Origin of the sequence: Bradyrhizobium sp. NP1 (assembly GCF_030378205.1) — a bacterium.
In the GTDB taxonomy this organism is placed as follows: domain Bacteria; phylum Pseudomonadota; class Alphaproteobacteria; order Rhizobiales; family Xanthobacteraceae; genus Bradyrhizobium.
In genome coordinates, this window is the sequence record NZ_CP127385.1 from 2,295,671 (window position 1) to 2,317,874 (window position 22,204).

A 22,204-nucleotide genomic window follows, 5' to 3' on the forward strand; every position below is an offset into this window, starting at 1 on the left:
GCCAACCTGTGGTGACTAACTCGTGTGCTTTTCTTTACTGCACGCGAGGCTGCGGGTGCGCCAAGACACCCGGCATTCCCTGCGCCCTCTATTCTCTCGAGGGACCTGTTCGATGCAATACCCGGGCGAAAACCTGCCGCGGGAATGCGAAGGCGTGTCTTGTTGTTTGACAGTTGAATCTGGACGTCGCGGCGAGCCGGCGCGCCTCGTCTGGTTATCGCCCGCGAAAGCGGGCGATCCAGTATTCTCTGGCCTTGGTGCTGGAGCCGCGAGGCCGCAGCGTGCTGGATACCCCGCCTTCGCGGGGTATGACAGCTCGCGCGAGCAGGAAGGCGATCGCCTGAATAGCGCCTGCGCAACGCGAGAGGCGGGCCAGCTATCGCCTCGCGACCTGCGCTGTCGCGACGAAGACTTCGGTGATGACGCCGTCGCGACTGAGGGGACGCATGCGCTGCTCGACATCATCGAGCATCGCCTCCACCCTGTCGCCGAGCATGTCGGGCGAACTCGTCGAAAACGTCAGCACGCGCCGCGCAAGATCGCGCACGCCGATCTCGTGGCTGCCTTCGACCTTGATGAAATCAGCGACCCGAAAGGCGCTGCCACTGAAAAACGCCGCGAGGTCCTTGTGCAGACGTTCGCCACGGCGGGGGTCCTCCGCCTTCGGCGCCCAGGCGTTGCGCGCGGCGTTGTAGGTGTCGAGCCACGGATTGCGGCCATCGCTGGCGGAGCTCGACCCGCATATGGCGATGGCGCTGCCGGGGGCGACAAGTCGCTCCAGCACGGCGAGCGTCGGCTCACGCTCCATCCAGTGCAGGGCGCGACCGATAGTCACGAGGTCGAACGCGCCGATCCCGGCGGGAAGCGCTTCCGCCTTGCCCTCGATCAGCGTGAGATCGCGTCCGGCGCGCGCCGCCGCTGCCCTGGCCGCGGCAATCATGCCGGGCTCGGGATCGACGCCGACGATCCGGCCGACATAAGGCGCGAAGCCGAGCGCGAGCAGGCCCGGCCCGGTGCCGAGATCGATCAGCGCATGCCGGCGGGACAGTTCGAGCTGTTGCGCCACCGCGCGGAAGAACTCCGGCGGATAGGGCGGGCGCAATTCCTCATAGAGGGCGACGGTGGAGGCAAAGCGGGCCATGGTGCCAGTTCACTCCAGGCCGTCATCGCCCGGCTTGACCGGGCGATCCAGTATTCCGAGGCGTCAGTGATGGAGCCGACAGGCCGCGGCGTACTGGATGCCCCGCCTGAAGCGGGGCATGACGAGTCATTGGGCGGGGAGAGGAAACACTCTACACATGCTGGCCGCCGTTGATGTGGATCTCGGCGCCGTTCACGTAGGAGCTGGTCTCCGTGCACAGCACGTAGATGATCTTGGCCACCTCGTCGGGCGTGCCGAGCCGATGCATCGGGATCTGCTGCTCGACGATCTTCTCCGTTCCCGGAGAGAGGATCGAGGTGTCGATCTCGCCCGGCGCGATCGAGTTGACGCGCACGCCGACCCGGCCGAAGTCGCTCGCCATCTCGCGCGTCAGCGCGGCGAGCGCCGCTTTCGAGGTCGCGTAGGCCGCACCGGCAAAGGGATGCACGCGCGAGCCCGCGATCGAGGTCACGTTGACGACGCTTCCCTTCACCTTCTTCAGCTCCTCGATCAGCCCGCGCGCCATCATGATCGGCGCAAAGAAGTTGACGTGAAACACATGCGTCCAGGTGTCGAGGTCGGTGTCCATGGTGCCGAGGCGCTTGCCGCCTTCGCCCTTGGGCGAGATCGCGGCGTTGTTGACCAGGGCGTGCAGTTCGCCGCCGTCGAGCCGCTTCCTGATCTCGGCGATCGCGCGCGTGGTGTCGTCGTGGTCGGCGAGGTCGACCTGGATGTGGTCCTCGGGCCCCGCGCCCCACGGGCACTCCTCGGGGAAGGGATGGCGCGAGCAGGTGAGCACGCGCCAGCCGGCCGAGGAGAAGCGGATCACCGTGGCATGGCCGATACCGCGGCTGGCTCCGGTCAGAAGCAGCGTCCGCCGCGGCGCGTTGGATGAACTGGGCATGCGGTCAGAATTCTCCCGGCGTCACGGATAAAGCCGCGTCTTGGTCCAGGCCTGCCCGGCCGCGGAGCGAGCGAATTCGATGCGGTCGTGCAGGCGGAACGGGCGGTCGTGCCAGAACTCGAAGCGCAGCGGCGTGATCCGCCAGCCGCTCCAGCCCGGCGGCCGCGGCACCTCGCTGACGATGTATTTGGCCGCCACCTTGGCGATCGCCTGCTCGAAGGCGAAGCGGCTCTCGAGCGCCTGCGACTGCTTCGAGGCCCAGGCGCCGATCTGCGCCTGCTTCGGGCGGGTGGCGAAATAGGCGTCGGCCTCGGCGTCGGTGACCGGGGTCACCGGCCCGCGGATGCGCACCTGGCGGCGCAGCGACTTCCAGTGAAAAAGCAGGGCGGCCTTGGGATTTGCGGCGAGCTCGCGGCCCTTTTGGCTGGCGGTGTGGCTGTAGAAGACAAAGCCGTCGGCGTCATAGCCCTTCATCAGAACCATGCGCAGGTCGGGCAGGCCATCGGCGTCGACGGTGGCGAGCGCCATGGCGTTGGGATCGTTCGGCTCGGCCTTGCAGGCCTCGGCAAACCATTCGGCGAACAGGGCAAACGGTTCCCCGGCCTCGGTGAAATCACCCGATGTTAACGGTGTCGGGTGTTTGATGGAGGTCGTGTCCGTCATTGCTGGAGTTCCGCGTTGCACTTGCCCGCTGCCCAACACGAGCAGCCGTCCGACGATCGGCTCACCCTATATAGGGCATGGCAGCGGCTTGGCCTATTGGCGATCCGCCCGGCCGGCGCGGCGGCTGCAGTGATTCTAATCGGTGTTGGCGTCTCCGGCTGCAGCTTTTCCCGCGGCGACGGCGGTCCGTTCGCCAGCGCATCGGACAAGGACGTGACCGGGGCGGTCGGACCGGCCAAGCCGCCGCCGAGCCCGACCGAGAGCGACCTCGCCTTTGCCCGTACCGCGGCCTCCGACGTGCTGACCAAGGGGACCAAGGATTCCAGCCAGCCCTGGCAGAATCCGGAGACCGGGGCCCGCGGCTCGGTGACGCCGCTTGCGCAGTCCTATGCCGCCGATGACGGCCGGACCTGCCGGGATTTCCTCGCAAGCTACGTCAATGGCACCACCGAAAGCTGGCTGCAGGGCGCCGCCTGCAGGAGCGAGCAGGGCCGCTGGGAAATCCATACGCTGAAACCCTGGCAAAAGGGTTGAACCGGTCGGCATCTGTCCGTCCGGGGCCGTCCGCCCGTTGCAGAAATGCCACGGAGTCCCCAGATGAGGGCAGTGGAGTGGATTTGACATTCGCCACCCGGGAGGGCGCGAGTTCCTGGGGCGAATGCCAGATCCAAACCCCACTGGAAACATATATTTGCTGGTGGTTCTTTGATTCCAACATTCGCAAGCATGGATGCCGAAACGGGAATGCGAATGTTGGAATCGGACCACCAGGATAGGGCAAAATGCCCTAAGCTCGATTCTCGATTTTTCCCGTGAAGGAGACGTGAGGGATGCGCGACCCCTATGAGGTCTTGGGGGTGCCGCGGAGCGCCACCGCTGCCACGATCAAGAGCGCCTATCGCAAGCTCGCCAAGAAGCATCACCCCGACAGCAACAAGAACGATCCGAAGGCGGCCGCGCGGTTTTCCGAGATCAACTCGGCGAACGAGATCCTCGGCGACGAGGACAAGCGCAAGCAGTTCGACCGCGGCGAGATCGACGCCGAAGGCAAGCCCCGTTTCCAGGGCTTTCCGGGCGGCGATCCGCGTGCCGGCGGGGCCGGCGGCTTCCGCAGCTACAATTTCCGCACCGGCGGTGGGCCGGAAGGCGCGGGCGGCGGCGCCGCCTTCGAGGACATCCTCAACAGCATGTTCGGCGGGGCCGCACGTGGTGCGGGCGCCCGGGGCGGACGCTCCAGTCCGTTTGAATTCGACACGGGCGGTGTCGGGCTCGACCTCGACCTCTCGGTCGCCATGACCGTGTCGCTGGAGGAGGCGGCGCGGGGTGGCGAGAAGCGTATCCGGCTGCCGAACGGCAAGGAGCTCAACGTCAAGATTCCGGCCGGCGTCGTCGCCGGCCAGCAGATCCGGCTGAAGGGGCAGGGCGAGACCGCACCCGGTCACCCGCCCGGCGACCTCCTGATCACCATCAACATCGCCCCGCACCCCTACTTCAAGGTCGAGGGCAGCGATCTGAGGCTGGACCTGCCGATTACGCTCTACGAGGCGGTGCTCGGCGGCAAGGTGCGGGTGCCGACGCTAGGCAACGCCGTGGAGCTCTCGATCCCGAGGAACACCTCGAGCGGTCGGACTTTCCGGCTGAAGGGCAAGGGCCTGCCGCAATCGGGCGGCGGTGCGGGCGATCTCTTCGTCACCACGCGGATCATGCTGCCCGACGGGAACGATGCCGAGCTCGAGGCGTTGATGCAAAAGTGGCGGGACGCACACCCCTACAATCCGCGCAGCGCTCTCGGCTGACCGCAGAAGCGTTAACGAAGGCTGATTTTGCAAAAAAAGGTGCGGCCTCGAAAGGGGGACCAGCGCGGTACCAAACCCCAATCGAGGCCGCTTGCGTCGATCGGCGGATCGAACGCTTCTCATTTTCTCGTGATCAAGCGGTGCGATAATGAGACGCACCCATGACTTGATTCCAGATTTTCAATGTCCGAATTGGGACACCGGCGCACTGGCGCCCGATTCGCGCGCAGCGTGCATCCTTCCCGCCGGCGCGGGGCGGCTGCCAAATCCCGCAAGAACTCAGTTTGGGCCGGCCGTCAGCCGCCGGCTTTTTCCGCCTGGTCGTAGACCAGCCGCGCCACCTGGGCGAGCCGGTCGCGGTCGGTGCTGCCGCTCACCACATAGCCGACGCCGCGGTCGGTCCAGAACAGGGCGCCGTTGTTGTCCTGGTGCGTGTAGCGCATCTGGGTCGTCTCGGTTGCCGCCTTGGCCGAGTAGATGGTGAAGCGCTCGCCGGAGGTGCTCTCATACATCAGGAACGAAGCCGGGCCGGTCGGCCCCGGCAAAAGCCTGCCGCCGACCAGCTTCAGCCCGGCCGAATCGAGCTCCGGCGCATGCACGGTCCAGCCGCAGCGCTTGGTCAGCCAGAGCTGCAGATGGGCGCGCTCGTTGCCGGGCACCTCGACGGGATGGCGGACCTCGACGACATAGAGGCGGTGCGCATCCAGCGCGTCGAGCGTAAAGCTCTGGAAGGTCGAGGGCGAAGCTGCCGCGCCATGGGCGATCCAGCCGGCGCCGCCGCCGGCGACGAAGGCGGCAAACGTGGCGGCGATCGCGCCATAGAGCCATTTGCGCGGCTGCCGTTCCAGCCGCTCGAGCTCCAGCCGCTGCGGCACCGGCTCGTTGGCGACCGCGTCGTAGCGGGCATGCAGCAGCTCCGCCATGGCGCGCCACGACTGCACCCGCTCGGCATCGTCAGGATGGGCCGAAAGCCACGCCTCGACATCGCCGCGGCGTTCGGCCGGCAGCTCGTTGTCGACGTAAGCGTGCAGCTCGTCTTCGGTCACGGGGATCTTGTTGTCGGTCATCGTCGTCGTCTCTTCTCAAGTCCGCATCGCAAATTGCTCATGAATAATCCCTGCCGCCGCATCCCTATTTCACCCGCCGCAACGCCGGCCGTTCGCCTTCGAGCGAGGCTTTCACATGCGCGCGCGCCCGAGCAAGCCGGGACATTACGGTGCCGATCGGCACGCCCTGGATGTCGGCGACCTCGCGGTAGCTCAGGCCCTCCAGCATCACCAGCAGAAGCACCGATCGCTGCTCTTCGACCAGCGTCGAAAGGGCGCGCGAAATGTCGCGGCCCTCGGCCTCGGTGCCGCTGGCGTCGGGATTGTTCTCCAGGAGCGGCATGAATTGCGGCCGCCGCGCCAGCGAGCGCCGTCGGTTCTTGTTGAGGTTGGTCAGGATCGTGTAGAGCCAGCTCCTGATGTCGCCGCCGAGAAACAGCCGCTCCGAGCGCAGCGCCCGCACCAGCGTGTCCTGCACCAGGTCGTCGGCGATGTCGGGGTCGCGGGCGAGCGCGCGGGCGTAGCGGCGCAGGGCCGGAATCATGGCTTCGACACTCTGACGAAACGCGCTCATCTCAAGCTCGATCTGCTCGCTCGATTCTCGGGTTAGCTCGGCGGCGCGCAGCATCGCATGATGTGCGCCTATTCGACATAACACCCGGGCAGAGCGGCTATTCCGGCCCGCGGAGGTTGCCGCCGGCAGCGTTAACCAGGCCCGGATTTGGACTGTACCGGGGTAGAGGGCTGGTGTACCTGAAATCCTCAAATCCAGCTTCGATTGGAAAGCCGATGGCGCAGAATTCATCGTTGATGCAGGGCAAGCGCGGGGTCATCCTCGGCGTGGCCAATAACCGCTCGATCGCCTGGGGCATTGCCAAGGCCTGCCACGCGGCGGGCGCCGAGATCGCGCTGACCTGGCAGGGCGATGCGCTGAAGAAGCGGGTCGAGCCGCTCGCCAAGGAACTGGGCGGTATCCTGCTCGGGCATTGCGACGTCACCGATCCCGCGACCATCGATGCGGTGTTCGACGCGGTGAAAGCGCAATGGGGCAAGATCGACTTCGTCGTTCATGCCATCGCCTTCTCCGACAAGGACCAGCTCGACGGCCGCTACATCGAGACCACCGCCGACAACTTTTCCAGGACCATGCTGATCAGCTGCTATTCGCTGACCGCGATCGCCCAGCGCGCCGAGAAGCTCATGACCGACGGCGGCTCGATCGTGACGCTCACCTATTATGGCGCCGAGAAATGGATGCCGCACTACAACGTGATGGGCGTTGCGAAAGCGGCGCTGGAAGCCAGCGTGCGCTATCTCGCCGCCGATCTCGGCGAGAAGAACATCCGCGTCAACGCCATCTCGGCCGGACCGATCAAGACGCTTGCGGCGTCCGGCATCGGCGACTTCCGCTATATCCTGAAGTGGAACGAGTACAACGCGCCGATGCGGCGCACCGTGACCATCGAGGAGGTCGGCGACAGCGCGCTGTACCTGCTCTCGGACCTGTCGCGCGGCGTCACCGGCGAGGTGCATCACGTCGATTCCGGCTATCACGTCGTCGGCATGAAGCGCCCGGACGCGCCGGACATTTCGCTCGCCAAGGAATAGCTGCGACCCAAGATGCCCGCGCCGACCATCTACTACATCCGGCACGGCCAGACGTCGTGGAACGCGGAAGGCAGGCTGCAGGGCGTGCAGGACGTTCCATTGAACAGGCTTGGCCGCCGGCAGGCGGCGCGTGCGGGAGAAATCCTCGCTGATCTGTTCGCGCGCGATGGCCGCGACAAGACCGAGCTTTCCTTTGTCGCCAGCCCGCTTGGGCGCGCGCGCGCGACCATGGAGCTGGTGCGCGGCGAGCTGAAAATGCCGCCCGCCGACTATGCGCTCGACGCGCGCCTGCGGGAGATCGGTTACGGCATCTGGGAGGGCTCGACGCTTGCGGAGATGCAGGCCGCCGATCCCGCGCTGTTTGCGCGCCGCCAGGCGGAAAAATGGACAGTGGCCCCACAGGGCGGCGAGACCTATGTGCAGGTCCAGGCGCGCGTGACGGACTGGTACAATGAGCTCACGTCGGACACGGTGGCCGTGGCGCATGGCGGCACGGCGCGGGCGCTGATGGTGGCGCTCGGCCTGGAGACGCCGCTTTCTGCCGCCGACCTCCCGATCGAGCAGGGCGCGGTCTATCTGTTCCGCGACGGCGGGGTGAGCAAATATAGTTAAGGCTAATTCTGCGGGTCTTACCGGGTCTTGTCGTCGCCTTCCACGCGCGTTACCACAGTCAGTATTGACTGAGATCTGTCGAGCAAACGCAGCACATGTCCCACAACACCTTCGGCCATCTGTTCCGGGTCACGACCTTTGGCGAGAGCCACGGGGTTGCGATCGGCTGCGTGGTCGACGGCTGTCCGCCCTTGATCCCGCTCACGGCGGAGGACATCCAGCGCGACCTCGATCGCCGGCGCCCAGGGCAGTCGCGCTACACCACCCAGCGCCAGGAGGCGGATGCGGTGAAAATCCTGTCGGGCGTGATGGCGCATCCCGAAAGCGGCGTGCAGGTGACGACGGGCACGCCGATCGCGCTTCTGATCGAGAACACCGACCAGCGCTCGAAGGACTATTCCGAGATCAAGGACAAGTTCCGCCCCGGTCACGCCGACTTCACCTATGAGGCCAAATACGGCCTGCGCGACTATCGCGGCGGCGGGCGGGCCTCGGCGCGCGAAACCGCAAGCCGCGTCGCGGCCGGTGCGATCGCGCGCAGGATCCTGCCCGAAGTCACGGTGCGCGGCGCGCTGGTACAGATGGGGCCGCACAAGATCGATCGGGCGAAATGGGATTGGGACGAGATCGCCAAGAATCCGTTCTTCTGCCCGGACAAGGACAAGGCGGCTTTCTTCGAGACCTATCTCGACGACATCAGGAAGAAGGGCTCCTCGATCGGCGCCGTGATCGAGATCGTGGCGGAGGGCGTGCCGGCCGGCCTTGGCGCGCCGATCTATGCCAAGCTCGATGCCGACCTCGCGGCAGCGATGATGAGCATCAACGCGGTGAAGGGGGTCGAGATCGGCTCCGGGTTCGCCGCGGCCGAGCTGACCGGCGAAGAGAACGCCGACGAGATGCGCATGGGCAACCAGGGCGCGAAATTCCTCTCCAACCATGCCGGTGGCGTTTTGGGCGGCATCTCGACCGGCCAGCCGGTGGTGGCGCGCTTTGCCGTGAAGCCGACGTCGTCGATCCTCACCCCGCGCCGCACCGTCGATCGCAAGGGCGGCGACACCGACATTCTGACCAAGGGCCGCCACGACCCTTGCGTCGGCATCCGCGCCGTCCCCGTCGGCGAGGCGATGATGGCCTGCGTGCTGGCCGATCACTTCCTGCGGCACCGCGGGCAGGTCGGGCGCTGAAGGCCGGATAAAGGCGCAGCCATCCGATCGCCAGCCGGACGGCTTCCTGCATCGCAACGCTCGCGCGCCCGGCTTGACCTTGTCGCCGGGAGGGCCGCAAATGCGGTGGTCATGGATGCATCGAAGCTGCGAGAGCTCACCGAATGGCTGGTCGATGGCGCCCCGTCGGCGCGCAGCCCGGTTGCGCTCCTGACCGAGACCTGCGAGCGACTGGTCGCGGCCGGCGTTCCGCTCTATCGCGCCGCGGCTTTCGTAAGGACCCTGCATCCTGACGTTTACGGCCGCAGCTTCGTCTGGCGGCGGGGAGCCGAGGTTGTCGTCAACACCGCCGATTTCGATATCAGGGAGCAACCCGAGTGGCAGCGCAGCCCGCTGTCGCTTCTCTACGGCAGCGGACAAGAGGTGCGCTACCGGCTTGATGATCCCGAGAGCAGGCGCTTTCCGTTCTTCGACGACATGCGCGCCGAAGGCGTCACCGACTATATCGCGCTGCCACTGTCGTTCACCGACGGCAGCCTGCACGCCTCGAGCTGGACCACGCAGCAGGCGAACGGTTTCACCGACGAGCAACTGGCAGCGCTGCGCGCGATCGTGCGTCCGTTCGCCCGGATCGGCGAGATCTTCGCGTGGCGGCGCACCGCGGCCTCGCTGCTCGACACCTATGTCGGCAACCGTGCCGGCGAGCGGATCCTCGCCGGCCAGATCCGGCGCGGCCATGCCGAGACCATGCAGGCCGCGATCTGGCTGTCGGACCTGCGCGGCTTCACCGCGCTGTCCGACCGGCTGTCGCCCGAGATCGTCGTCGACATCCTCAACCAGTATTTCGACTGCCAGGTGCCCGTCATCCGCAAGTTCGGGGGCGAGATCCTGAAGTTCATGGGCGACGGGCTGCTGGCGGTGTTCCCGATCGCGCGCGACGACAGCAATCTGCGCGAGGTCTGCGGCCGCGTGCTCGAGGCGGCGCGTGAGGCACGCACCAATGTCGATGCGATGCAATATCCGGGCGCGGAAGAGCCGGAGCGCTTTCGGTTCGGCGTCGCGCTGCATATTGGCGGCATCCTGTTTGGCAATATCGGCGGCTCCAGCCGGCTCGACTTCACCTGCATCGGACCGGCGGTGAATCTGGCGGCGCGGCTCGAGAAGATTGCCGGGCGCCTCAAGCGCACGGTCGTGGCCTCCGAAGCCTTTGCCGGCGCCTGCGCCGAACGCTGGGCCGACCTTGGCGAATTCCCGGTCGCAGGATTCTCCCGGGCGGCGCGGGTGTTCGGGCTTTCGGAGGAAATCTCGGCCGACGCCTAGTCAGGACGCTGACTCTTTGGCCCGCAGCCGGTCCGCCTTGCCGGCGAGCGGGGCGCGGATACGATGCCGGCGCCCCTTGTTCGTGCTATGATGTCCTCAGAACAAGAGAACAGGGAGGACGCCATGCATACCCTCGTTCCCAGTGATCGCGTGGAGCACGTCTGCGTCTTTGGGCGCGATGGCACAAAGCTCGGCATCATCGAGCGACTGATGCTCGACAAGGCGAGCGGAACGGTGGCCTACGCCGTGATCAAGACCGGTGGGCTCTTGGGCAGCCACCACCACCATCCGGTCCTGTGGAGGGCGCTCAGATATGATCCCAGGCGCCAGGCTTTCGAAACCGAGCTGACCCTTGACGATCTGCGAGCCGGCCCGTCCGAGTTCGACGAAGATGCCTTCGACTGGGGCGACCGCTCGCGATCCTATCCGCATCCACACTACTGGACGGTGTAGTGGAGGATCTGACGTTCGCTGGCTGTTTGCCGCGATTCCTTGTGCGAACGTCAAGCGCAGCCACGTCGTTGCCCGCTATTCCTCCGGCTCGGTCGTGAAGAGCAGCGGATAGCCCTTGGCGCGGCCGGCGTCGGTTGCGCGCGTCGCCTTGGTCTCGGCGACGTCCTTGGTGAAGACGGCGACCACGCAGACCCCGCGCCGGTGCGCGGTGATCATGACCTTGTAGGCCTGGTCCTCGGTCATGCGGAATTCCGCCTTCAGCACGCTGACGACGAATTCGCGCGGCGTAAAGTCGTCATTGACCAGGATGACCTTGTGCAACCGCGGTCGTTCGACCTTGGTGCGTACGCGGGTCTTGGGCTTGGTGACGGCGTCGATCATTGCGGCGGCACCTTGGTTGGCTCGAGCGCAAGAATATCGCCTGCCGGCAACATGGGGAACCGGCAGTTTTGCGCCGCCTGCTTGCACGGGCCGCGCGCCCTGCTTGGGTTAACCCGAAAGTGAAGGGCAGATGCTCTTCCTGCTTTGCGCCGCCTCATTTGCGTGCCACGATCCTTCTCGTTCATCGGGAGGGCCGCTATGCGCTGGTGTGTCTCGATCGGGGCTGTGCTTCTCGCAGGCTTGCTGGCCAGCGATGTTGCCGGTCACGCCGCGCCAGTTCCCATCAGGCAAGCCGCCGAGAAGGATCAGGCCGCTGCTGTTGACGTCGAGCTGATCCTTGCCGTCGACGTCTCCTATTCCATGGACATGGACGAACTCGCGATCCAGCGCGAGGGCTACGCGCAGGCCATCATGTCGAAGGAATTCCTGCAGGCGCTGAAGGCGGGGCCGACCGGCAAGGTTGCCATCACCTATTTCGAATGGGCCGCTTCCAGCGACCAGAAGATCATCATTCCCTGGCGCGTCATCGACGGTCCGGAAACCGCGGACGCCGTCGCGAACGAGATCATGAAGACGCCGATCCGGCGCGCGTCACGGACCTCGATCTCGGGCGCGATCTATTTCGCGATGCCGCTGTTCGACGAGAACCCGTATCACGGCCTGCGCCGCGTCATCGATATTTCCGGCGACGGCCCCAACAACAATGGCGCGCCGGTGGAGGGCGCACGCGATACGGCGCTCGCGAAAGGCATCGTCATCAATGGCCTGCCGATCATGGTCAAGGAGCCCTCCTATTCGACCATGGATATCGACAACCTCGATTGGTACTACGAGGACTGCGTGATCGGCGGACCCGGCTCGTTCGTGGTGTCGATCAAGGATCGTGACAAGTTCAAGGAAGCAATCCGCACCAAGCTGCTGCTTGAAGTGGCGGGCGCGTCGCCCGATCGTGGCGTCGTCCCGGTCGCAGAGAAGGACAAGGAGCCGCGGGTGTCCTGCCTGATTGGCGAAAAGATCTGGCAGGACCGCTGGGGCCGCTGAGCACCGCGACCATTCGCCTCGTGCGTCCGGAGGCGATTTTAACCACCTGTTAACCAGGCAACGGGCGTATTCGACAGCAGCTTATCTGGATAGCTGCGAATCCTCCGCGCCTGAACGTGCCGGGTTCTGCAGCATTTGGAGCTGAGCCTGCGATGACCACGATACAAAGCAGCAGCCAGATATCTCCGGCGAACGAGCGGGTCTATCACCAAAGCAATTTGCTTGGTGACTGGAAGGGCTCGTCAAAAGAGAACAATCAGCCCGTCGAGTTCAAGGTCGTCAACATCCGGGGGACCAAGGCCCAGGTCGAATATACCCACAATGGCCACACGGAACGCGGGTTCGCCGACGTCAACGGCGCCACGATCACCTTCGGCAATGTCACGATTGCGACCCGCAACGGACAGAAGGCGGCGATGGAGTTCTCCGCAGGGACCGCGAAATGGACCGCCGTTCTCGACAAGCAGGCGTCGACCGCCGATCAGAACAAGCTGGTCGGAAGCTGGGCCGGTTATTCAGCCGCGAACGGTCAAAGCGCGAGCTTCTCGGTCTTGTCGATCGATGGAAGGGATGCGCAAGTCCGATACACGCTGAATGGCGTTACGCACCAAGGCACCGGCACCGTGTACAAGAACACCGTGATGTTCCAGAAGGCGCAGATCACCTCCGACGACGGCAAGAGCGGAAGCGTCGTGTTTCAGGTCGGTCGTCAATCCCTGTCGGTGCCCGTGAAGAAATTGCCGTCGACAAGCCCTTCGAGCTCTTCATCTTCAGTGAACAAGCTGGCCTGACGCGTTCGTCGCGCGTTGCAGATCGATAAGCGTCCATCAGCCTTGCCTGGCCGCAGCTCACGCGCTTGATCAGCCAGCAAGGCTGTGTCGCTGTGGCAACACTCATCGGAAATCACAGGGTCGACAGGTGGCCTGATCCGTGCGGTCACGGTTCTGCCTCCATTTGGCTCGCGCATGGCGAGCGGGGCTGAGGTGGAGGCGAATCGGAATGCCGTCCATCAGTGCTGTCGCGGCTGCAAGCCGCTCTACGATCGTCCGATACCTGGCCTTCGTCCTGGCGGCGGTGTCGCTTGGTGCCTGCGCCCAGTCTTCCGTCGTCAGCAGGAAATCCGAGTTCACCGCCAGCCGGCAGGCTGCCATCGAGCGCCAGCGCGAGGCGCGCCTTGCGCGCAGCGAGCGGGTCTCGATTGTGAGAAGGCACGAACCTCCGGCAAACAGGGATTCCACCGGCTTGAAACTTGGCTCGCGTGGCGTCGCCAGTTTCTACAATGAAGGCACGCAGACCGCGAGCGGCGAAAGGTTCAATCCAGCGGAATTGACCGCGGCCCACCCGACCTTGCCGTTCGGCACGAAGTTGCGCGTCACCAACACGACGACCGGCCGCTCGGTCACGGTGCGCGTCAATGACCGCGGTCCGTTCGTTTCGGGTCGCGTGGTCGATGTGTCCTATTCCGCGGCGCAGGCGCTGGGAATGGTGAAATCGGGCACGGCAAACGTGCGCCTCGACGTCGTGCAATAGCCGCCTGGAAAGGCGTCCACGATCGCCGGCTGATCAACCGTCCCGTGGCGAAAGCGCCGCGGCTTCCTGCGCGATCGCGCGCAAGGCGGAAAGGGCACGGCCGAAATCCTTCTCGCCGACACTCCGCCATATCGTGTCAACGCGTTTCGCCAGGTCGGGGATGGTCACGTGAAAGCCGGCCGCTTCCTGCAGCGCGCCTTTTTCGTTGATGAGGTAGCGTTCGTTGATCGCGAACAGGACCTGCGCGCTGCAGGCCAGCGCCCGATAGACACAACCGGCGACGTGGGTCTGCTCGCCTCTGGCAGCCGCAAGCTCCGCATTGTCGATGCTGAATGAAACTTCCCACCGGAAGCGGCGGATCAGCGCCGCGCGCAGCGCTTTGGGATAGGGCAGGGCAATAGCCTTCAGCCCTGCAACGACGCCATGCGGATCGTGCAGCGGCCGGCACAGCGCAGCTTCGCCTGCCCAGATTGCCGAACAGAAACCATGCGGGTGTCCCGGCTGATAGTCCATGCTGACGGAGCCGGCCCGGCAGCCTTCGATCACGCGCGCGACCGCCTCGACCTCACGATAGAGCAGGTCGACCTTGCAACGGCTGATCGACAGCCATGCACCGCCGACGATCCATGGCCCCCATTCGCCGACCGGGGTGACCACGGCCGCCTCCGGCTCGTCTGCAAGGCCTCGCGCCTCGGCGAGAAGTCGCTCGGTATCGAGCGGATGTCGGCTCGAAAAATAGAGGCCGATATCGTAGTCGGAATTCTTGCCTGCGCTGCCTCGTGCGCGCGACCCGCCGAGCACGATAGCCTCGATGCCGGGCACCTGCGCGAGCGCGGCGACGATTCCGCGCAGAAATTCATCGTGCTGCATGTCGAATACGTGCCGAGTGCTTCGTCCCGGCATGATAGCCGTGCTGCGTGGTCAGTGGAAATGGGCGATCGCGTCTGCCGCAGCCCGAGCGCGCCTCACAGGCTGGGGCTCAGCGCCCCTGACGGACTGTGCGCGAGTCGAGGCATGGAAGGCGCGGTAACGGCGGCAGCCTCCGCGCGATAGCGCGGCAGATGATCCTCCAGCGAATAGGCAGCGCAAAGCGCGAGGCTCGACCACACCGCCGCACTGAAATAGAGCGACATCCAGGCAATCTCGCCCTTCCAATGCGCGATGTCGTGTGTCACGACCCAACGCGTGCTGACGTCGCGCAGACCTTCGAACAGTCCGAGAAGCTTGCTGCCGTCCGCAAGGCCCGCCCGCCACCGGCTCAAATACATCGGCACGTCGATGGTGACGAGAAACGCCAGGTAGCCGGCGACCCCGGCGATCGCGATCAGGATGGCCCAGCGGACCGGGCCCTGGAATTCGGGGAGCAGGCGGCAAAGGGCGATCCCAACCAGGAGGAAGGCGACCGCCCATATCGAATTCTCGATGGCATTGCCGAGATAGTTGGTGGTCAGCACCGCATACCAGGAAAAGCATTCCGCGATCAGGATCAACGGCACGATCACCAGCGCGGCGTTCAGCGTGGTGTCCGCTCCCGCCATCTTGCCAAGCTGGTCGAGGATGATCGCCCATTGTGCGGCGAAGCAGACTTCGGCGACGGTCGCCACAGACCGCCCGACCAGGACGCTCGACAGCCAGGTGTCGAACAGACAGATCCGCTGCACGTCGGCGCGCGGCAGAAACGACCTGAAGGCGCAGCCAAACACATAGGCCGCACACAGCAGCAGCATGAGCTCGATGTCGGTGCCATCAACGCTGCCGGTCGGCAGCCCGTGGAATTGGCCATAAAGCGCGAACCAAAGCGCGATGTTGGCGCCACTTACCAGGGTCAGGAATCCCCACCACCAGGCCAGGGGATTTGACCGCGCCTGCCACACCAAACGCATCGGCCGCTCCGCATGTTACTCAACTGACATGTCGTCGTAGCAATTCTGTCACAAAAAATCGCGGCGTCACGACAAAAATGTGCGTGAGGCTGACGTTTTCGGGCGGCGGCCGATGGGGTGAATGGCGGGCTGGCGATCGCAGTAAACGGCGGGCCCGCGAGCCCGCCGGATGGTCTAGATCCGCGCCTCCAGAATGAGGTTGAACGGCGTTTCGGTGGCGCGCCGGAAGCGGTTCAGCCCCGCCTGGCGGGCGACCTCGCGCAGCCGCGCTTCGCCTGCCTGCGCGCCGAGCGCGAGCCCGACCTCCTGGTCGAGCGATGCCGGCGTGCAGATCATGGTGGAAGCCGCGTAGTAGACGCGGCCGACCGGATTGAGATTGTCCTCCAGGCGGTCATTGGCAAAAGGCTCGACCAGCATGCAGTTCCCGTCCGGCGCCATGGTCTCGCGCACGTGCTTCAGTGCGCCGACCGGATCGCCCATGTCGTGCAGGCAATCGAAGAAGCAGACGAGGTCGTAGCCCTGTGCCGGATAGGTTTTGGCGGTATGCACCTCGAAGCGCGTGCGATCGCCGAGACCCGCTGCTTTCGCCGACTGCTGTGCAATTTCGATCGACGCGCCGTGATAGTCGAAACCGAAGAAGCGGGAATTCGGAAACGCCTGCGCCATCAGCTGTGTCGACACGCCATGTCCGCAGCCGATATCGGCGACCTTGGCGCCACGCTTGAGCTTGTCCACGACGCCCTCGAGCGCCGGCAGCCATTCCTGCACGAGGTGGTGCTTGTATCCAGTGCGGAAGAAACGCGCGGTGCCGCAGAACAGGCATTCGCTGCGCCGGTTCCAGCCGACGCCCCTGCCGCTCTTGAAGGCATCCGAAATCTTCGGCTCGTCGAGAAAGGTCGACGCGATGACGTTGGCAGCGCCGGCCAGGAAAGCCGGACTGTCTTCATCGGCAAGCGCCATTGCCTGTTCGGGCAGCATCGAGAACTTCTGTGACTTCGCATCATATTCGACATAGCCCGACGCGGCTTGCGCGGCGAGCCATTCGCGGACATAGCGTTCGCTGGTGCCTGTGGCGTTGGCAAGTTCGGACGCGTTCATCGGTCCCTTGGCGGCGAGCGTCCTGTAGAGGCCGAGCTTGTCGCCAAGCAGCATCAGTGACGCATTCATCGCGGCGCCGAGGTCGCCGACCATCTTTCCCACAAACGCATTCAGTTTGTCGGTATTGACTTCCATGACGGCCTCCTGAGAGTTTGCGAGTCCTTTACTCAGGTAGGTCATCGCCACCAAGCGCAGGTTCAACGCTCGCGCTCGAAGCGCGCCACGAGTTCCACATGCGGCGTGTGACGGAATTGGTCGATCGGCATCACACAGTCGAGCCGATAGCCGCCGTCGACCAGGAGCCGCGCGTCGCGGGCAAACGTCGAGGCATTGCAGGACACCGCGATCACCATCGGGACCTTGCTCGCGGCGAGCTGCAGGGCTTGCGCCTGTGCGCCCTGCCGCGGCGGGTCGAACACGACAACATCGAAGTCGCGCAGCTCAGGTGCGACCAGCGGCCGGCGGAACAGGTCGCGCGTCTCGGCCTTGACGGGCTTCAGGCCCGTCGTTGCCGCGGCCGCCTTCCGGAGCGCGGCGATCGCGCCGGCATCGCTGTCGAAGGCCGTTATCTTGGCGCGCGACGCGAGCCGCAGGGCGAAAGGCCCGACGCCGCAGAACAAGTCGGCGATGCTCTTGGCGCGCCCTGCAAGGGTCAGCACCTCTGTCGCGAGTGCCTCTTCGCCTGCGGTGGTCGCCTGCAGGAATGAGCCCGGCGGCAGCGTCACTTGCGCCGTGCCCATCGTGATTACGGGCGGCCTGCGCAGCAGCACCAGCTCGCCATGGCGTGTCAGGCGCGCCAGCCGGTGCTTTTCCGCTACCGCCGAGAGCTTCGTAACCATCGAAGCCGGCAGCGCGCCGGAGCCGCGCACGTCGATGTCGAGGCCGCCCTTCGTTGCGGTGACCTGGATATCGAGCGGCTTGCCGGTTCCGATCACGGGCTCGGCGACGGCCCAGGCGGCTTCAAGCGCGCCGGCCATGGCGGGGTCGAGAATCGGGCAGCGGTCGATCGGGATGATGTCGTGGGTTTGCGCGGCGGCGTAGCCGACCTTGAGCACCGCGTGCGTGCCCATCCGCGCGTGCAGGGTGATGCGCCGTCTTCCGGCGCCATGGGCGTCGATCAGCGGCGCCACCTCGCAGTCGAGCTTTGCTTGCGCCAGCGCTTCGACCACGAGATTGCGTTTCCAGGCATGATAGGGCTCAGGCTTCCAGTGCTGGATGGCACAGCCGCCGCAGACGCCGAAATGCGGGCAGAACGGCGCGACGCGCTCGGGGCTTGCGATCTCGATCTGCAACAGGCGGCGGCGGTCGGGATGGCCGGAGACAGTCTCGACCGCGACCGTCTCGCCGCCGAGCGTGTACGGTACGTAGATCGCTTCGCTGCCGGCGAGCGCAACGCCGTCGCCGCGGTGGCCGACATGGTCGATGGTCAAAAGTTCAGCCACGCCGGGCGCCGAGAAAGAATTCGATATTGCCGTCGCCGCCCTTGATCGAGGACGGGAACACCTGGATATCGGTGCAGCCGAGCTCGGTGGCGAAGGCCACGATGTCGTCGCAGACCTCCTGATGCACCATCGCGTTGCGGATGATGCCGCGCTTGGCGTGCTTTCGCTGTGCCTCGAACTGCGGCTTGATCAGCGCCAGCAGGTGCATGGGCGCGGCGGCGAGCGACAGCGCGACCGGCAGCACCGCCTTCAGCGAGATGAAGCTGACGTCGATGACGACGACATCGGGCCGCGCCGGCAGGCGTCGGCCCTCGAAGGCACGGATGTCGGTCTCCTCCATCGAGACGACCTTGGGATGGCCGCGAAGCGACGGATGCAGCTGGTCGCGCCCGACGTCGATGGCAAAGACCATGGCGGCGCCATGGGCGAGCAGCACGTCGGTGAAGCCGCCGGTGGAGGCGCCGACGTCGAGGCAGACATGATCCTCGATCTCGATCGGATAGGTCTCGAGCGCGCCCAACAATTTCACGCCGCCGCGCGAGACGAAGGGATGAGCGGGCTGCGCCTGCAGGCTGGCGTCGGCCGGAATCGTCTCCGACGGCTTTGCCACCAGTCTGTCATTCGCCGTGACCAGTCCGGCTTCGATCGCGGCGCGCGCCCGCGCCCGGCTCTCGAACAGGCCGCGCTCGACCAGAAGCGTATCCGCGCGCTTGCGGGGAGGGCTCATGACTGGGCTCGCAATCCCTTGCGCTCAACCGGGCGTCGGCCGTCCGGTGAGCCGTTGTGCCGCCACGCGCACGCAGGCTTCAAACGCGGTCAGATCGCGCCAGAGATCCGAAGGCATCACCCTCGGCGTCACCAGCGGGCAGCCGCAGGCGTCGAGCGCGTGGATCATCATCAGATTGTCGCTGAGGCCGAAATCTTCAACCGTCAGGCCGACGGAATCGACCAGCCGGCCGTCGCGACCCTCCACCGCGGTGAAGTTCCGCACCCGATCGGCGTAGACTGAGGGATCGTTGGAGTAGCCGAGGCAGAGCTTGCCGCGCCCGGCCATGTAACCGAGTTCGTAGACGGTGCCGGCGTCCGCGCCGGGTCCGCGAAACGGCGTGAGGTTGGCGACGATGGCGGAAGCCTCGTCCATCATGCGCTCGTTCGCCCGGAAGATCTGCAAAGACGCGTCTGGCGCCGCGCGATCGACGACATTGTCGAGCGGATAGAGCCCGGAAAGGCCGTGAAGGGCGCAGATTTCGGCCTTGCGCCGGCCCATCTCCACCGCATCCGGCAGGAACACCTCGGGACCTGCCAGATAGATTTTCATGGAAGCCGAACGGAAGACGGCTCAGGCGAGCTTGACGGTCTCGGTCTTGACGTCCTTGCCGAGCGCCTCGAACACCTTGGCGACGATGCTCTTGGCGTCGAGCCCTGCGCGCGCATACATCGCGGCCGGCGTGTCGTGGTCGAGGAACACGTCGGGCAGGATCATCGAACGCACCCGCACCGCGCCGCTGTCGAGCACGCCGTTATCGGTCAGGGTCTGCAGCACATGCGAACCGAAGCCGCCGACCGAGCCTTCCTCGACGGTGATCAGGATCTCGTGCTCGCGCGCGAGCTTGAGCAGAAGGTCAACGTCGAGCGGCTTCATGAAGCGCGCATCCGCGATCGTGGTGGAGAGCCCGTGGGCGGCGAGCTCGTCGGCCGCCTTCTCGCACTCGGCGAGCCGGGTGCCGAACGAGAACAGCGCGATCTTGCTGCCCTGGCGGATGATGCGGCCCTTGCCGATCTCGAGGGGGATGCCGACCTCCGGCATCTCGATGCCGCGGCCTTCGCCGCGCGGATAGCGCAGCGCGCTCGGGCGGTCGTTGATCGCAACCTGGGTCGCGACCATGTGCACGAGTTCCGCCTCGTCCGAGGCCGCCATGATCACGAAATTGGGCAGGCAGCCGAGATAGGCGTTGTCGAAGGAGCCGGCATGGGTGGCGCCGTCGGCGCCGACCAGACCGGCGCGGTCGATGGCGAAGCGCACCGGCAGGCTCTGGATCGCCACGTCGTGCACGACCTGGTCGTAGCCCCGCTGCAGGAAGGTCGAGTAGATGGCGCAGAACGGCTTGTAGCCTTCAGTGGCAAGGCCGGCGGCGAACGTCACCGCATGCTGCTCGGCGATGCCGACGTCGAAGGTGCGCTTCGGAAACGCCTTGTTGAAGATGTCGATGCCGGTGCCGGACGGCATCGCCGCGGTGATGCCGACGATTTTCTCGTCCTTCTCCGCTTCCTTGACCAGGCTCTGGCCGAACACGTTCTGATAGGCGGGCGCGTTCGGCTTGGCCTTGGCCTGGGCGCCGGTCGCGACGTCGAACTTGACCACCGCGTGGTACTTGTCGGCGGAGGCTTCGGCCGGCGGATAACCCTTGCCTTTCTGGGTGACGACGTGGACCAGGATCGGCCCGGTCTCCATGTCGCGGACGTTCTTCAGAACCGGCAGCAGATGATCGAGGTTATGGCCGTCGATCGGGCCGACATAATAGAAGCCGAGTTCCTCGAACAGCGTGCCGCCGTCCATCATGAAGCCGCGGGAGTATTCCTCGACACGGTTGGCGCGGTTGGCCAGCACCTTGGGCAGACGCTTGTTGATCTGCTTGGCGGCCTCGCGCAGCGTGCGATAGGTCTTGCCCGAGTAAAGCCTGGACAGGTAGGCCGACATCGCGCCGACCGGGGGCGCGATCGACATGTCGTTGTCGTTGAGGATGACGATCAGGCGGGAATTCATCGCGCCGGCATTGTTCATGGCCTCATAGGCCATGCCGGCCGACATCGCGCCGTCGCCGATCACGGCGATCACGTTGTTCTTGCCGCCGGAGAGGTCGCGGGCCACCGCCATGCCAAGGCCGGCCGAGATCGAGGTCGAGGAGTGCGCGGCGCCGAACGGATCGTAGTCGCTCTCGGAGCGCTTGGTGAAACCGGACAGGCCGCCGCCGGTGCGCAGCGTGCGGATGCGGTCCCGCCGCCCGGTCAGGATCTTGTGCGGGTAGGCCTGGTGGCCGACGTCCCAGATCAGCCGGTCGCGCGGAGTGTCGAAGGTGTAATGGATCGCGGTCGTCAGTTCGACCACGCCGAGGCCGGCGCCAAAATGGCCGCCCGTCACCGAGACGGCATCGATCGTTTCCTGACGCAGCTCGTCGGCAACCTGCTGCAGCTGTTCCACCTTGAGGCGGCGCAGATCGTCTGGTGTATGGATGGTGTCGAGAAGCGGCGTTTTGCTAAATACGGTCACAGCGACATTCCAATTTTGCATGTCGGAAACGGGATCCGACGTGTGATGGTTTGCACGGTATCAGCGCAGCGAGCACCCTGGGCTTCCAAAAACCGCTTCGCGAGCCGAAGCCCGATTTGGAAGCCTACGGACGCTCCCGATCGGCCTGTGTGATCTACATCACGTTCAGTAGCTTCACCCGTCTTGGCTATTTCGGTAGGTATTTGAGGCAGTTATCGTCGGCGAACGGCGCCATCAGATCGCCAGCAAAAGACCACAGACCCCCAAGCATTACAACAAAGCAACGGCCAAAGCCAACCCGCTGAGCGCTCAGGGCGCCCCGAAGGCTGCGCGGCCGCGTCGGCGTCAATCGCTGGAGGAGGGGGAAGTTCCAAGTTCGCCCACCAAATAACCAAACCGAAAGCGCGAAATGTGGCTTTTACGGATTATTTGGGCGCAAAAAGGGCGCGTCCACGGGCAGGTTCCCGGCGCGGTTCGCGAAATGGACCTTCCGCCCCAGACAAGCCATGCGTTTGCGAATAGCGCTTATCCGAGCCCTTGACCTGGAGAAGGGTGAATCCCGCCGAATCTATTGAACATCGAGCGGCTCCGTCCCGGAGACTTCGCCGCGCGCATCGGTCGTGATCTTGTCGACCCGCGCTTCGGCCTGGCGCAGCAGTTCCTCGCAGCGCCGCTTCAGCGCCTCGCCGCGTTCGTAGATCGTGACCGATTCCTCAAGCGGCACCTTGCCGTCCTCGAGCCGCTTGACGATCGATTCGAGTTCCTCGATCGCGCGCTCGAAGGAGAGCTTCTTCACGTCCATCTGGGTGCTTTCGGCCATGCTGCGTTCCTGCTCTTCTGGCGGCCTGGAATCAA

24 protein-coding genes are annotated in these 22,204 nt (G+C 65.3%); 10 read left to right on the forward strand and 14 right to left on the reverse strand.

Translation table 11 applies throughout. From position 1 onward, the window contains the following. Positions 1-376: 376 nt before the first annotated feature. The 3 genes from QOU61_RS11025 to pdxH form a co-directional block, all read right to left on the reverse strand. A complete protein-coding gene (locus QOU61_RS11025; protein WP_289658286.1) occupies positions 377-1,141 on the reverse strand; it encodes a class I SAM-dependent methyltransferase in 765 nt (254 codons plus the stop codon). Positions 1,142-1,292: 151 nt separating this feature from the next. Then, the gene (locus QOU61_RS11030) at positions 1,293-2,045 is read right to left on the reverse strand and encodes an SDR family NAD(P)-dependent oxidoreductase (protein WP_289658288.1); all 753 of its coding nucleotides are present in this window, start codon (positions 2,043-2,045) and stop codon (positions 1,293-1,295) included. A gap of 21 nt (positions 2,046-2,066) precedes the next feature. Next, positions 2,067-2,708, reverse strand: coding sequence for a pyridoxamine 5'-phosphate oxidase (gene pdxH / locus QOU61_RS11035; protein WP_289658290.1), 642 nt, complete (start codon positions 2,706-2,708; stop codon positions 2,067-2,069). 129 nt (positions 2,709-2,837) lie between these two features. Between pdxH and QOU61_RS11040 the strand changes: the two genes are divergently transcribed. Together QOU61_RS11040 and QOU61_RS11045 are read left to right on the forward strand one after the other, a co-directional pair. Continuing rightward, positions 2,838-3,242, forward strand: coding sequence for an RT0821/Lpp0805 family surface protein (locus tag QOU61_RS11040; protein WP_354142523.1), 405 nt, complete (start codon positions 2,838-2,840; stop codon positions 3,240-3,242). 296 nt (positions 3,243-3,538) lie between these two features. Continuing rightward, positions 3,539-4,504 carry a DnaJ C-terminal domain-containing protein gene (locus QOU61_RS11045; protein WP_289658292.1) on the forward strand — a complete coding sequence of 322 codons (966 nt, stop codon included), beginning with the start codon at positions 3,539-3,541 and terminating at the stop codon, positions 4,502-4,504. A 296-nt stretch (positions 4,505-4,800) separates the two neighbouring features. Here the strand turns inward: QOU61_RS11045 and QOU61_RS11050 are convergent, their stop codons facing one another. Both QOU61_RS11050 and QOU61_RS11055 read right to left on the reverse strand, forming a co-directional pair. After that, positions 4,801-5,571 carry an anti-sigma factor family protein gene (locus QOU61_RS11050; protein WP_289658294.1) on the reverse strand — a complete coding sequence of 257 codons (771 nt, stop codon included), beginning with the start codon at positions 5,569-5,571 and terminating at the stop codon, positions 4,801-4,803. A gap of 64 nt (positions 5,572-5,635) precedes the next feature. After that, positions 5,636-6,124 (reverse strand): RNA polymerase sigma factor, encoded by a 489-nt coding sequence (locus QOU61_RS11055; RefSeq protein WP_289658295.1) that lies wholly within the window; start codon positions 6,122-6,124, stop codon positions 5,636-5,638. A gap of 215 nt (positions 6,125-6,339) precedes the next feature. Between QOU61_RS11055 and fabI the strand changes: the two genes are divergently transcribed. The 5 genes from fabI (at position 6,340) to QOU61_RS11080 (ending at position 10,706) form a co-directional block, all read left to right on the forward strand. Further along, entirely contained in the window at positions 6,340-7,158 is an 819-nt protein-coding gene (fabI, locus tag QOU61_RS11060; protein ID WP_289658297.1) for an enoyl-ACP reductase FabI, read from the forward strand. Between the two features lie 12 nt (positions 7,159-7,170). Beyond that, the gene (locus tag QOU61_RS11065; protein WP_289658298.1) at positions 7,171-7,770 is read left to right on the forward strand and encodes a histidine phosphatase family protein; all 600 of its coding nucleotides are present in this window, start codon (positions 7,171-7,173) and stop codon (positions 7,768-7,770) included. A 95-nt stretch (positions 7,771-7,865) separates the two neighbouring features. Then, positions 7,866-8,954: a chorismate synthase gene (aroC, locus tag QOU61_RS11070; protein ID WP_289658300.1), complete on the forward strand. Its 1,089-nt coding sequence runs from the start codon at positions 7,866-7,868 to the stop codon at positions 8,952-8,954. Between the two features lie 111 nt (positions 8,955-9,065). Next, positions 9,066-10,253: an adenylate/guanylate cyclase domain-containing protein gene (locus QOU61_RS11075; RefSeq protein ID WP_289658302.1), complete on the forward strand. Its 1,188-nt coding sequence runs from the start codon at positions 9,066-9,068 to the stop codon at positions 10,251-10,253. A 123-nt stretch (positions 10,254-10,376) separates the two neighbouring features. Further along, entirely contained in the window at positions 10,377-10,706 is a 330-nt protein-coding gene (locus QOU61_RS11080) for a PRC-barrel domain-containing protein (protein WP_289658304.1), read from the forward strand. Between the two features lie 75 nt (positions 10,707-10,781). On the opposite strand, the gene clpS is transcribed toward QOU61_RS11080, so the two are convergent. Further along, complete coding sequence (clpS, locus tag QOU61_RS11085) at positions 10,782-11,087, reverse strand: ATP-dependent Clp protease adapter ClpS (protein ID WP_289658306.1); 306 nt, start codon at positions 11,085-11,087, stop codon at positions 10,782-10,784. A gap of 198 nt (positions 11,088-11,285) precedes the next feature. On the opposite strand from clpS, the gene QOU61_RS11090 reads away from it, so the two are divergent. The 3 genes from QOU61_RS11090 to QOU61_RS11100 all read left to right on the forward strand — a co-directional run bounded on the left by QOU61_RS11090 (position 11,286) and on the right by QOU61_RS11100 (position 13,658). Continuing rightward, entirely contained in the window at positions 11,286-12,128 is an 843-nt protein-coding gene (locus tag QOU61_RS11090; protein ID WP_289658307.1) for a DUF1194 domain-containing protein, read from the forward strand. 152 nt (positions 12,129-12,280) lie between these two features. Then, complete coding sequence (locus tag QOU61_RS11095) at positions 12,281-12,919, forward strand: hypothetical protein (protein ID WP_289658308.1); 639 nt, start codon at positions 12,281-12,283, stop codon at positions 12,917-12,919. A 208-nt stretch (positions 12,920-13,127) separates the two neighbouring features. Next, positions 13,128-13,658 (forward strand): septal ring lytic transglycosylase RlpA family protein, encoded by a 531-nt coding sequence (locus tag QOU61_RS11100; protein ID WP_289658309.1) that lies wholly within the window; start codon positions 13,128-13,130, stop codon positions 13,656-13,658. A gap of 33 nt (positions 13,659-13,691) precedes the next feature. On the opposite strand, the gene QOU61_RS11105 is transcribed toward QOU61_RS11100, so the two are convergent. From QOU61_RS11105 to QOU61_RS11140, 8 genes are all read right to left on the reverse strand, one after another. Then, positions 13,692-14,528 (reverse strand): nucleotidyltransferase domain-containing protein, encoded by an 837-nt coding sequence (locus QOU61_RS11105; RefSeq protein WP_289658310.1) that lies wholly within the window; start codon positions 14,526-14,528, stop codon positions 13,692-13,694. Positions 14,529-14,623: 95 nt separating this feature from the next. Then, on the reverse strand, positions 14,624-15,541 hold the full coding sequence (locus QOU61_RS11110; RefSeq protein WP_289658320.1) for a hypothetical protein: 918 nt from the start codon (positions 15,539-15,541) through the stop codon (positions 14,624-14,626). A gap of 174 nt (positions 15,542-15,715) precedes the next feature. Then, positions 15,716-16,774: a class I SAM-dependent methyltransferase gene (locus tag QOU61_RS11115; RefSeq protein ID WP_289658323.1), complete on the reverse strand. Its 1,059-nt coding sequence runs from the start codon at positions 16,772-16,774 to the stop codon at positions 15,716-15,718. Between the two features lie 62 nt (positions 16,775-16,836). Further along, positions 16,837-18,081, reverse strand: coding sequence for a class I SAM-dependent RNA methyltransferase (locus tag QOU61_RS11120; protein ID WP_289658325.1), 1,245 nt, complete (start codon positions 18,079-18,081; stop codon positions 16,837-16,839). After that, positions 18,074-18,808 carry a TlyA family RNA methyltransferase gene (locus QOU61_RS11125; RefSeq protein WP_289658327.1) on the reverse strand — a complete coding sequence of 245 codons (735 nt, stop codon included), beginning with the start codon at positions 18,806-18,808 and terminating at the stop codon, positions 18,074-18,076. Before QOU61_RS11125 ends, QOU61_RS11120 begins: the two co-directional genes overlap by 8 nt. Before the next feature lie 24 nt (positions 18,809-18,832). Next, a complete protein-coding gene (locus tag QOU61_RS11130) occupies positions 18,833-19,399 on the reverse strand; it encodes a nucleoside 2-deoxyribosyltransferase (RefSeq protein ID WP_289658336.1) in 567 nt (188 codons plus the stop codon). A gap of 21 nt (positions 19,400-19,420) precedes the next feature. Then, complete coding sequence (dxs, locus tag QOU61_RS11135) at positions 19,421-21,370, reverse strand: 1-deoxy-D-xylulose-5-phosphate synthase (RefSeq protein WP_289658337.1); 1,950 nt, start codon at positions 21,368-21,370, stop codon at positions 19,421-19,423. Between the two features lie 547 nt (positions 21,371-21,917). Beyond that, positions 21,918-22,169, reverse strand: coding sequence for an exodeoxyribonuclease VII small subunit (locus tag QOU61_RS11140; RefSeq protein WP_289658339.1), 252 nt, complete (start codon positions 22,167-22,169; stop codon positions 21,918-21,920). Positions 22,170-22,204 lie beyond the last annotated feature (35 nt).